Here is an 11,635-nt window from a genome sequence, read left to right on the forward strand (position 1 = left end):
CCGTAGGTGAGGGTTTGTCCGCTATCTGGGTCAGTAGCCGCTAATGTACCAGTTTCAGCAGTAAAGGTGTCATCATTGGCGGTGTCAGTGTAACTAATAGCAGTGGGAGTATTCAGAGTCGGTGTATCGTTTACACCAGTCAGGTTAATATTTAGGGTTTTGCTATCATTAGCACTACCATCACTAACTGTAAAGGTAAATCCTTCTGTAGCGTTGCTTGTCAGTGCTTCAATTGCACTATCAATGGGTGTAAAGGTATATGCTCCGGTGCTGCTGTCGAGGCTAAGAGTACCGTAAGTTCCGGTTTTGGTAACAGTTGTGCCATTGATTGTACCACCAGTAATCCCGTAGGTGAGGGTTTGTCCGCTATCTGGGTCAGTAGCCGCTAATGTACCAGTTTCAGCAGTAAAGGTGTCATCATTGGCGGTGTCAGTGTAACTGATGGCGGTGGGAGTATTCAGGGTAGGTGCGCTGTTTGATGACGCGAAACCTATAGCTTGGCCATTGCTTAGGCTGGCGGTGTTGAAGGAGTACTGTAGCGCATTAGTACTATTTTCTTGAATGCCAACCGTAGCACTCTTGCCACCATCATAACTAGCGTTGCCAAATGATACGTCGTTGTAAACGAAATCAATTTTGTTAGTTGCTTCGTAGAGAAGAACTTGAAAGTTGGCGGTATTGGTTTGAGCAGAATAGTGGGGTACTGTCCACTGAATGACAAACTGACGACTACCAGCACTGCCTATGGTTTGAGAGTATATTTTACCGTTATACAGATCATCCCAGAAAGGGAGAATAGCAGGTGCTGGAAGAGCACTTGTCGGTAAAGAAGCGTTAGTAACAGGAATATCACCAGTATTGGCAAAGATTAGCCCACCATTATTACCTACTCTTACTTGGTTGTAATTAACGCCATAGAAATTGAAGTTAAAAGGTAGGGTTAGGTTATATTCATCGTCATCAGAGGTATTACTTGCACCAGTAATACTCGTACCCGTAACATTAATATCCTGAAATGTTGTATTAACCGTTTGATAACTGTATGTTCCAGGTAGAACCCCTGAGTAAGTCGTCATCGCCTCAAGGGTAAAAGCTTTACCTGTGGTAACGTTACCCAATGTTATTTCTAATTCCCAATTTCCCCCTAAAGCTGCATTCCCTGTCAGACTCTCAGAAGCAGCAATATTTGACCCTGTTAACTGGTGCAATTTATTAACAAATTCTTCCCCCGCATCTCCGGTTGCAACATTACAACCGTAGAGTATCAAAGTCAGTTCATCTCTTGACCAACTTTGCAACTGAGATGTGTAAATATTCAGGGTATCAAGACTAAGTTGACTGTTACCCAAATACAAACAACCTGGTGAACCATGAGAAACAATGTGAAGTGTATTAACTTCTGGACGGTGTTGCAGAATATGGGTAATTTGGGCTACACCATCTTGCTCACCAGAAAGGACATGCGCTTCAATACCAGGTAAAGCCCCCTGCAATAAAGTCTCAATATCATTAACAGTCGCATCAATAAAAAGCAGTTGAGTTAGTTTATAATTCATCTTGGGGAAAATTTTCGGTTTACTGATTAAATATTGCTGACTGTTTACTATTTAAAAGCACACGGAAATAGCGTCCTGATTCTTTGTAGAATAAGGACAAATACTATATAATTGCTACTGTTATGCAACGCCTGAAAATTTTTAACTAAAGAAACCTCAAAATGTTAGTTTATAAAGCTTTAGCCTCTATATCACAAGTTATTAGGTGTAATTTTAAAAGACATTTTTTTTGTAATTTATGTAAATTTAACGATACTTTTTATTTTAAGCTACAGTATAAACACTTAAAAAATTGCGTTTCTGTTCTAAGTCTAGCTTGAGTATATATAGGACTTACGCACTGAAGCCTGAAACGTAGATCCCCCTAACCTCTTAAGGAGGTTGGGAGATTTGAGCGTGTAAGTCCTGATTGAGCAATAGTTATTCTTCCCTACTCCCAATTTTTCTTTATAGAACAAATGTACTAAAGAATATGCTATAATTGCCATACGTTGATGTTGGTTGAAATCATAGTAGAGGATAAGCTCTAGCTGTAAGTTTCTTAAGTACCAAAATTTCCACCATTATTTGAGTCTTGCGCTATGGCAAAATCAACAAACAAAGCAGGTACAAGAGTTTAAAATAGTTGAATCCTAAACTCGACTCGGTGCTAGTAATTAACTTTGAAAGGCATTGAAGTCTATATTTTCATGTCTTACGAACCCCTGCACCACAAATATCGCCCCAAAAGTTTTGCTGAACTGGTGGGCCAAGAGGCGATCGCTACCACCCTCACGAACGCGATCGGCACATCCAAAATTGCCCCCGCCTATTTATTCACTGGGCCTAGAGGTACGGGGAAAACTTCTAGTGCCCGGATTCTGGCTAAATCCCTCAATTGTCTCAAAAGTGACAAGCCCACTGCTCAACCCTGCGGCGTGTGTGAGGTTTGTCAGGGAATCACCAAGGGCTACGCCTTAGATATAATTGAAATCGATGCCGCCAGCAACACTGGTGTCGATAATATCCGCGAGTTAATTGAAAAAGCCCAGTTTGCTCCTGTGCAGTGTCGCTACAAGGTTTATGTAATCGACGAGTGCCACATGCTCAGTACCCAGGCATTTAACGCGCTACTTAAGACACTAGAAGAACCACCAAGACACGTAGTATTTGTATTGGCTACAACAGATCCGCAACGGGTGTTACCAACGATTATTTCGCGCTGTCAAAGGTTTGATTTTAGACGCATTCAGTTAGAAGCGATGGTCAAGCATTTAAGTGCGATCGCCTTTAAAGAAAACATTCATATTTCAGGCGATGCTGTAACGTTGGTAGCCCAACTTGCTCAGGGAGGGTTGCGGGATGCCGAAAGTCTACTTGACCAATTGGGTTTGTTAGCGGGTGAAGTGACACCGGATAGAGTTTGGGATTTGGTTGGAACAGTGAGCGAACAGGACTTACTGGGGCTTTTAAATGCGATCGCTCAAGATAAACCCGAAGCAGTTCTGGACTGTACCCATAAAATTCTAGATCGTGGTCGAGAACCGCTAACTCTTCTGCAAAATCTTGCCGCCTTTTACCGCGATTTATTGATTGCCAGAACAGCACCCAAGCGCCACGATTTAGTTGCTTGTACTCAACAAACCTGGACAGCACTGGTTGAGTTTGCCCAATACTTCGATATGAGCGCGATTTTAGCAGGACAGAAACACCTGCGAGAAGCTGAAGTGCAAATTAAAAATACCACCCAGCCGCGTTTGTGGTTGGAAGTAACATTACTAGGATTGTTACCCAGTGCGACGAATATTCAGCCACAAGCCCCAAGTGTCGCGCCGCGAGTTAACACACCTGCTGTATCTCCAAGCTATCCTCCAGCAGTTGCTCAAAATCAGGCAGTCTCTTCTGTACCTTTAGCTGATCCGCAAACAAATCATAATTCTGCATCTCCCAATCACCTAGCAGCTGCCCAAAATCAGCCCGTCACTTCATCTCCCGCAGTTGAACGGCAAACAAATCACAATTCTCACCTAGCAGCTACCCAAAATCAGCCCGTCACTTCATCCCCCGCAGTTGAACGACAAACAAATCACAATTCTGCTGCTAACTCAGTTTCACCACCAACCCCAGAACCTGTATCTGTTCCTGTGCCGCCTGCGAACGTTGAACCAGTAACTTCAGAAGTTGTTGAAGAAGCAGAATATGACTTAACTCAGGTTTGGCAACAGGTGCTTGCTAACCTCCAGCCAAAATCAAGGCAAGAAATGCTGCGTCAAATGAGCCAACTCATAGAGTTCGACGGTGTTGTGGCTCAAATTGCTATCAAACAGGCATGGTATGACAAGGGGAAATCTTATCTACCTATGATTGCGGCAGCTTTCCAGCAGACTTTTCAGCGTGAAATCCAGATAAATATAGAAAAAGGAACTTCTTCAAACTCTACCTCAGCCCAAAAAAATTCTCCTCCAAAAGACTCTACTCGCGTTCAGCAGCCACCATCTCCTAGTTATAACCAGCAAATTTCGCCTCCAGCGTCAGTACCACAGCCAGCAACTCCACCACCAGCACCGACACCAGCACCAGTAAAAAGCGAGTCGGTAGCAAGGAATGGAAATGGTGTAAATGGAAATGGCGTAAATGGAAATGGGGTGTTCGCTTTGCCTACAGCGCCAAAGCAAACACCCGCACCTGATTGGGAACCTGACGAAGTAGCGATCGCAGCTCAACGTCTAGCAGAATTCTTCAACGGACAAATTATCCGCTTTGCAGAGGATTCAACACAATTTTCCGATTCTATAACTACACCTGAGTGGGTAGAGGAATCAGAAGTTGATGATGAATAAAAAAATGCAAAATTATTTTTGCTAATTTTGCATTTTAAATTTTAAATTCTCCGTTGGGGGCTATTCCCCATTCCCCGTATGCAAGGTTTTCACCCATTTCAAGCGCTTTGGTCTTACCGACATGCGGGCAGTAGTACTGCTCATGACTACTAACCAGTGCAACATATATAAACTGCCACGCAGGGTTTGCACCAGCATCAGAAAATATGTAGAAAGTGAGAATTTCTGATCTTGACGTATCCGCCTTAGACCTGTGTACATCCCCACCATCGACATAGTAACGGACAAGCCTGTGATCGGACTTAACATTGGTGGACGATGACGGGCGATCGCCATTAGTAAATCTGGTATTGTTGCTGTAGGCAAGATATACATAATCAGCATAAAAATCAGCAAATCCCAGCTTTTGCGCCATCCCATGCGGTTCTTGAGAATTAAATCCCAATAATCCAAATAGCGTTGATATCCGCCTTCTGCCCAACGGTTGCGCTGATGCCAGAGTGCAACTGCACTTGTCACTCCTTCTTCTTGCACCGCTGGATGAAAAACACACTCAATATCCCATTTTTCTAAATGTAAGCGGATTGTCAAATCTAAATCATCGGTAATGGTTTCCTCGTTCCAGCCACCGCAGCTTTCCAAGGCTGAACGCCGGACAAATTGACCATTGCCCCGTAGTTCGCCAATACCACCAAGGGCAGTCCGCTGTTGCTGAAACCAGGTATCAAGTGCCATTTCTGCCATTTGACCCTTAGTCCAAAAGTTTTCTTTAGCGTTGGCGATCACTTTTCGCACCTGCACCGCCCCTACCTTTTCTCTTTGAAATAAAGGTATTACCTGTAGTAACAAGTCTGGTGTCACTTGGGCATCAGCATCAAATACTGCTATAATACTGCCCTTTGTCAGCGGCAATACCTGATTCAACGCCCCCGATTTGCCACCACTAGCTTCTGCTGAACGCCTTAGTACTTTCAGTTGTTCGTATTTCTGTTCTAGTTCTGCTAATAAATGTGGCGTGCGATCACTGCTGTGATCGTCAATTATCCATACTTCGTACTGCCCACCTGGATATTCCAGATTACAAAGATTATTGACTAATTTAGCAATTACCGTTTCCTCATTTTTCGCAGCCACTAGCATAGATACAAAGGGCAAATCTCCTTGTATTTCTTTTGGATAGCGACGGGATTTAGCAAACACTACCACCAAAGCATGAAATCCTAGAATGGTGGTCAGTCCTAGAATTAATATGGAAGCCCAAGAAACTAAATGTAGAGCGATCGTGCCACTCCAGACGATAGTCAAGACTAGAGCGGCTTTGCGTCTACGACCTTGAAACTGGGATGTTAGAGACACAGGTTCTGTCTCAGACCCTGACTCCTCATCTACTGATAGGTCAGACAACAAGGAGTTGAGCGAATCAAGCTCTTGATAAGAATCTTCTTCGGGCCAGGAATTCGCTGGCATAGGTTAGTTGATTTAAAAACCAGTATTTGTCTACAGTTAGTAATTTTACGGACAAATATCCCCAAGCTACTTTTCCCGATATTAATCGAAATGGGTAAACTGCAATACCCGCTATCCCTAAGCTACAAGCCGCTGGGACTACCTTTGTTTTCACCGTCACTGTGCTTAATTACCTTGTGTTAACCACCTTTGCTACTCTTAGACAGAGGCTTAATTCCTTTGATAACCACTTGGGTAGGAAGCTTGTAAAGTCGGACTTTCACTAATGGAAACTCCAGATTAGGAAAAGTGATCACAAGGTAGCAGCAGTTTGTCGTTGCCAGCAATAGCAATAACGACATCCACCACTTTCCAGTGAGGATTTTTAGTGTTATTGCCCCAGCTTCGATAAAAGTTAATGCAGCATCATTGTAACCGAAATTTTAATATTTCTTAGCAGTAACTTCATTTATCGGACATTGGGCATGGGCTATGGGTCAAAAGTTCTTCTTCCCATGCTCCTCTACTGTGTGCTTTAGACACATTTTTTGGGAATACTACTAAGAGCTACTAACGCTCTTTTATATCTTTGAGGAGATAAAAATAAGATGCTGACCGCTTTATCAGCAAAGCCAAAAAAATCCTTGTTTGGAACCAAGCACGGAGAAACAAGGTTTTAAATATTCTCTAATGAGAGTAATAAAAGAACGCTAATATCCCCAGTTGCTAACTAACTTGAGGAATATTTAACAATGTCTATTGAGCAACTCCAGCCTGTCACTCAACAACAAGCCAGTGTTTACTTACCTTACATTCAGGGTGCTAGGCGCAATTTTTTACCCTATGCCATCAGTCTCTATCAAAAAGGGGTCTTGGAGGGACAACGGAAGATAGAAGGCAGTGAGCATGTCCCCTTTGTCGCCTCCTGGAATGTTGCTACTTTACCCTCAGACTTAACGCGTTGCCGAATCCAGTTTGATGGCAACGCTGAACTAAGTTATGAACTGATGATGGCCAGTTTCGAGTTTATTAATTTTTTAATTGAACTTATGGACAACTATAAACGTCATCGTGCGACCGATTTTTCACAACTGTTTTACCGCAAGCTACTGCGTATAGAAGATTGATTAAACTCAGCCGGACTTTTGCAAGTTCGGCTTGTCTTTAAAACTACCTTATATGATTATGAAATTTATCACTATTCCATTAGCGATCGCATAAATTCTTCAAATAAAGCCACGACGCGTGAACAACCACCGTTTTTTTAATCACGCACTAAACGTCGGTACAATTCGGCATTTTTTCTCAGCACATAGTTGGCTGCTTGAGCCAACTCGCTCGTCGGGTGATTGAGCCAGTCTTCTATTTTGGGACATAATAAATCTTTAAGCGAGATCCCACTCTCTCGTGCTAATGCTTGCAGCTTCTACAATTGTTCATCAGAAATATTGATCGTGATGGAAGCCACAGCCATTACTCCTTGAATGCTAAGAAAGTGTAACATTTTTAGTATTTTAAGTCTCTCTGACAGGTAATCCCTATCTTTATTCTTGCTTGTGATCGTGGAGTGTGTTGAAGATAATCGCTCCTTATCTTACAAAATTCGATTAAAAAGCGCTCCCACTCTAAATTTTCGATTTCAGGTAATTTATGAAAGACGTACATGAAAGTAAAAAGTACTTTGCATCAGCAATAGTTAGATCAGGCTCAGTCAACATAGCATGTCTGATACCTCCCTCATCACTTGTATATCCATACAGATTTAAAAATGAATTTTTTAAAGCGGGATGTAACTTATTAGAAACTTCCAGAACTTTCAGGGCTTCTCCTAAAGTTGCTTTTGGTTTTCCGGTAATAGCTTTTGCAAGACTTTCAACTGCGGAAATAGATTCTTTTATAGAGTTTCTGTAGTCAGTATTTTCTTTATCACTCATTAAAGCAAGGGAGCGCTTCAAATGGCTGGACACAGCAGGAAAATTTTTATCATCTACTGCTTGCTCAAGCATTTCAATTTCTTGATCATTGGTGATATCTGTGAATACACCTCCGACAAATCTATAACCTGCAAGTTCTCTTTCTAATACAAAATTTATATCTTCTACAAGTTCTGGAGTTCTGAAATAGTTGATTATAAACGCAAGAAAATCATAAACTTCATTATATTGGCACTTTTGGAAATATTTTAGTAACCAGTTTACAGATGCTCTTGATCCTCTAGGCAAGTTATCCAAAGGATACTTAAAATAGTTTTTCCAAAGATATTTAATAAAATTATCTATATCTATATCTGAATATCTCATAATCTCAAAACTTAATTTTTCTGAGTACTCAAGTAAGAAATTTGCACTTAAAACATTCCAAAGAGAATTCCGTAGATCATCATTCATACTATCAATTTGGATAATCTCAGATATTGGCTTCAAGCCTCGTCGTTGGCTAAAGCTCTTGGCTGAAACCTCATCTGCGAACATTTCAGGTAAATGTTGTTTCGCCTCGGATTCAGCAATTTTTTCAGGATCATGTATATGACAGTATCCAGAAGAATTAGCTTTGAGCTTACATTTTTCTCCAGATTTAGTTATTGCCTTGCAATTAGCTGATGACATGTTAGATCACTTTGAGTATATTTTTATTAAAATAGCGGTCTTCTCAATGAAACCTAGTATTAATTAAAACGCTGACAGTGCTCTAAGAGCTTTTATCAATATAAGCACTCAAAAATACCAATTGGTTTAGCATCTCCTCAGCCGAACGAGTAGCAACTAACTTGAGTAACCCTTGTAACTGTTGCCCTACGGAATAGCGTTGCTGCTGCAACAAAATAATGCCAGCGTGATTTCTCTGTGTGGCTAAAAACTCGTTATGCAAACAGCAGAAGTCTCTTCGGTTGTAGCTATATATGGCACGCCCTTGCTCTGTTGCCCAAATTAGCTGCTCATCATCAGAATAGCTCTGCCTGCTCACATCCGCAACTGTCATAACATCCAAGTTTGCATTACAGAAAGCTTTGATTAAAGACTTCTCAACGCTGTCCTCATCTAAATACAAACGAATTTGGCTCACTGTCTCTTCGGCGTGTATTCAGCTTCCAAACGGTCATATTCTTCGATTTCTATGGCAATCTCCGTGTCTATTACTTCTTTATTAACATAGTAGTAAGCTAGCGCTGCATAAACTTGTGCCAACATTAGCTGTGGTCTTTGGGCAACTATCTCTTCCGGTTTCATGCCTGCGTTAAAGTCGATCGCAATATTGTGTACTGTAATCCGGTGTCCCGCAATCCGAGGGCGACCACCACAAGTTCCCAGTGTGCTGACAATCAGCGTGCCAATGTCGGTAATGGTTTGCATAGCTTGTTTACTAAATTTTGCTTCCATAAGCAACTGAGCAATTTAAAACTTCTTCTAATTTAGAAATATAAATGTCCAGTTATTTATTTGGCTGCCCACACCAAAATAAAACATTTATCCCTAATAATTAGGAGTCTAGCACTAATCCCAGAATACCAAACATCCTGCTTAGATTGGAGACGATAGACTTTTTATAAGAGTAATTTTTGCAAAAACTCGAATTTCCCAACATTTCAAAGCAGGTATAGGGCAATGGTGCGATTAAAACCGTGGCAGTGGGTCGTCTTAGCAATCCCGATCGCTTTCATCATCATTTTCTTATTGGTAGCCGCTGGTTCACAAATTCATGCGTGGGGCATTAATTGGATTTGGGGTGTATTCACCCTTTTATTTGTGGGTTGGCGTTGGCTGTTGGTAAAATGGACTCAACCTGCTGTTAACCAAGTGGAAGCTGTATTAACCCAAGTCCGCGAAGACCTGGAATCGGCAGCAGAGGATACAGTAGGGCCACGAGTGGGAAGTGATGTCACAAAGCTTGCAGAAACCGCACTCCAAGAGATTTTGCAAGCAGCACAAAGCGATCGCCCGATTTGGGAAGACTGGCAAACCTTTTGGACACGATGCCAGGATTTGGTTGTAGCGATCGCTCATATCTACAATCCTCAAATTCAATATCCCCTGCTGAACATTTACGTCCCCCAAGCTTATGGGCTGATTCGGGGAACGGTGGATGATGTGGATCAGTGGATGCAGAAGTTATCTCCTGTCCTTAATCAGGTGACGGTTGGACAAGCATACCAAGGATACGAAGTCTACCGAAAGTTGGAACCATCGGCTCGGAAATTCTGGAAAGCTTGGAACTGGGCACAGTGGGTCTTAAATCCGGTGGCGGCGGTGGCAAAACAAGTTAGTCAGGGTTCTAGTAACCAAGCAACTCAGCAATTATTGGGGAATTTGAGCCAGTTATTCCGGGAAGCTGCCCTGAGAAACTTATGCCGACAGGCGATCGCTCTCTACGGAGGTGGGACATTACCAGCTTCAGCAACCGCTGTTTCTACCCCAACTTTACCCAAGGTAAAAACTCAAACACTCCGAGAAATCCTGACTCAAGCTCAACCAGCCGAGGCAGTTGAGCAAAAACCCGTGAATATTCTGCTGGTGGGACGCACAGGGTCGGGAAAAAGTAGCCTGATTAACACACTATTTCAGGCGGATTTAGCAGAGGTAGATGTTTTACCCAGTACTGATCGCATTCAGAATTATCAATGGCAAACTCAAAGTGGGGAAACCTTGACGCTTTGGGATACACCTGGTTATGAACAAGTCAACCGTGCCGCTCTCCGAGACCTAGTGCTTGATTATGCCATCAATGCAGATTTGCTGCTGTTAGCTACCCCTGCTCTCGATCCTGCATTACAAATGGATGTAGACTTTCTGCAAGATATGAAAGCAGAAGTTGCAGATTTACCTGCGATCGCGATCGTTACCCAGGTAGATCGTCTGCGTCCCATCCGCGAATGGCAACCGCCTTATGATTGGGAATGGGGCGATCGTCCCAAGGAAATTGCGATTCGCGAAGCCACTGAGTATCGCGCCAAACTGCTAGGAAACTTCTGTAATCTAGTTCTACCTGTGGTTACAGCTGACAGCAAAACAAGTAGAATCGCTTGGGGAGTAGAGGCGCTATCGTTGGGATTAATAGATGCGATCGCACCTACCAAGCAACTCCGTCTCGCCCGCTTTTTGCGTAACCTTGAAGCCCGCACCATCGCCGCTGCCAAAATTATCGACCATTATACCTTCCAGATGACGACAACACAGGGACTAACGGCATTGCTCAAAAGTCCCGTCCTCCAGTTTGTTTCTACCCTCTCAACCGGATCTCCAGCCCTAGCCTATATGCTGGCGGAGCAAATTCCCGTGGAACAGTTGCCGATTGTAATTGGCAAACTCCAAATGGGATATGAGCTTTTCTCGCTCTTGAATACAAGCAACCCTAACTCGCTCAACTTTGAATTGGTATCCCTCTGGCCGCTACTGCTAGAAAACTCCGCTTCACCTGATCGCAACGCTTGGGCATTTGGTCACGCCCTAGTGGAGTACTGGACTCAAAATTTGACAATTAAACAACTTCGGGAGCGATTTGAGTATTATCTATCGATTGCCAAATAATTTGTCTGCGTTGAGGAAATAATTAGGACTTACGCACTAAGAATGTAAAATCAAGGTTTGAGATTGCTTCTCTAGGAGACGCTTCGCTCGCAATGAGGTAATTTTGTTATGGTGCGTAAGTTCTATTAATGTCCATAAGCTATGTCTAAAACGGACTGTGACGCTCCAAGAACTCGTTGACGCAGCCTCTCCAAGAGTTGAGAGCTTCCTACGAAACACTACGCAAACGCTATCAGTAACACATCTTGCATTCTCTCGCAACTGATACGTTTAAATAACGATACTAACTACA

Annotated in this window: 8 protein-coding genes; 3 read left to right on the forward strand and 5 right to left on the reverse strand. The window is 42.7% G+C overall.

All coding sequences use genetic code 11. The features are described from left to right. Positions 1–1,556, reverse strand: a 1,556-nt coding sequence (locus tag V7K40_RS23125; RefSeq protein ID WP_334963831.1) for a DUF4347 domain-containing protein, incomplete at its 3' end; no start/stop codon positions are given. A 689-nt stretch (positions 1,557–2,245) separates the two neighbouring features. On the opposite strand from V7K40_RS23125, the gene V7K40_RS23130 reads away from it, so the two are divergent. Further along, positions 2,246–4,375, forward strand: coding sequence for a DNA polymerase III subunit gamma/tau (locus tag V7K40_RS23130; protein WP_334963833.1), 2,130 nt, complete (start codon positions 2,246–2,248; stop codon positions 4,373–4,375). Between the two features lie 60 nt (positions 4,376–4,435). Here V7K40_RS23130 and V7K40_RS23135 read toward each other — a convergent pair whose 3' ends face one another. Then, complete coding sequence (locus V7K40_RS23135) at positions 4,436–5,842, reverse strand: glycosyltransferase family 2 protein (protein WP_334963835.1); 1,407 nt, start codon at positions 5,840–5,842, stop codon at positions 4,436–4,438. Between the two features lie 731 nt (positions 5,843–6,573). Here V7K40_RS23135 and ebsA point away from each other — a divergent pair. Further along, the gene (ebsA, locus tag V7K40_RS23140; RefSeq protein WP_334963837.1) at positions 6,574–6,948 is read left to right on the forward strand and encodes a type IV pilus biogenesis protein EbsA; all 375 of its coding nucleotides are present in this window, start codon (positions 6,574–6,576) and stop codon (positions 6,946–6,948) included. 498 nt (positions 6,949–7,446) lie between these two features. Here the strand turns inward: ebsA and V7K40_RS23145 are convergent, their stop codons facing one another. The 3 genes from V7K40_RS23145 to V7K40_RS23155 all read right to left on the reverse strand — a co-directional run bounded on the left by V7K40_RS23145 (position 7,447) and on the right by V7K40_RS23155 (position 9,198). Further along, positions 7,447–8,427, reverse strand: coding sequence for a DUF5763 domain-containing protein (locus V7K40_RS23145; protein WP_334963839.1), 981 nt, complete (start codon positions 8,425–8,427; stop codon positions 7,447–7,449). Between the two features lie 82 nt (positions 8,428–8,509). Continuing rightward, on the reverse strand, positions 8,510–8,884 hold the full coding sequence (locus tag V7K40_RS23150; protein ID WP_334963841.1) for a DUF5615 family PIN-like protein: 375 nt from the start codon (positions 8,882–8,884) through the stop codon (positions 8,510–8,512). Next, positions 8,881–9,198 (reverse strand): DUF433 domain-containing protein, encoded by a 318-nt coding sequence (locus tag V7K40_RS23155; RefSeq protein ID WP_334963843.1) that lies wholly within the window; start codon positions 9,196–9,198, stop codon positions 8,881–8,883. The genes V7K40_RS23150 and V7K40_RS23155 overlap by 4 nt, the downstream gene beginning before the upstream one ends. A 225-nt stretch (positions 9,199–9,423) precedes the next feature. On the opposite strand from V7K40_RS23155, the gene V7K40_RS23160 reads away from it, so the two are divergent. Then, positions 9,424–11,343, forward strand: coding sequence for a GTPase family protein (locus V7K40_RS23160; protein WP_334963845.1), 1,920 nt, complete (start codon positions 9,424–9,426; stop codon positions 11,341–11,343). Positions 11,344–11,635 lie beyond the last annotated feature (292 nt).

The organism is Nostoc sp. (assembly GCF_036917195.1).
Classification (GTDB): Bacteria; Cyanobacteriota; Cyanobacteriia; order Cyanobacteriales; family Nostocaceae; genus Nostoc.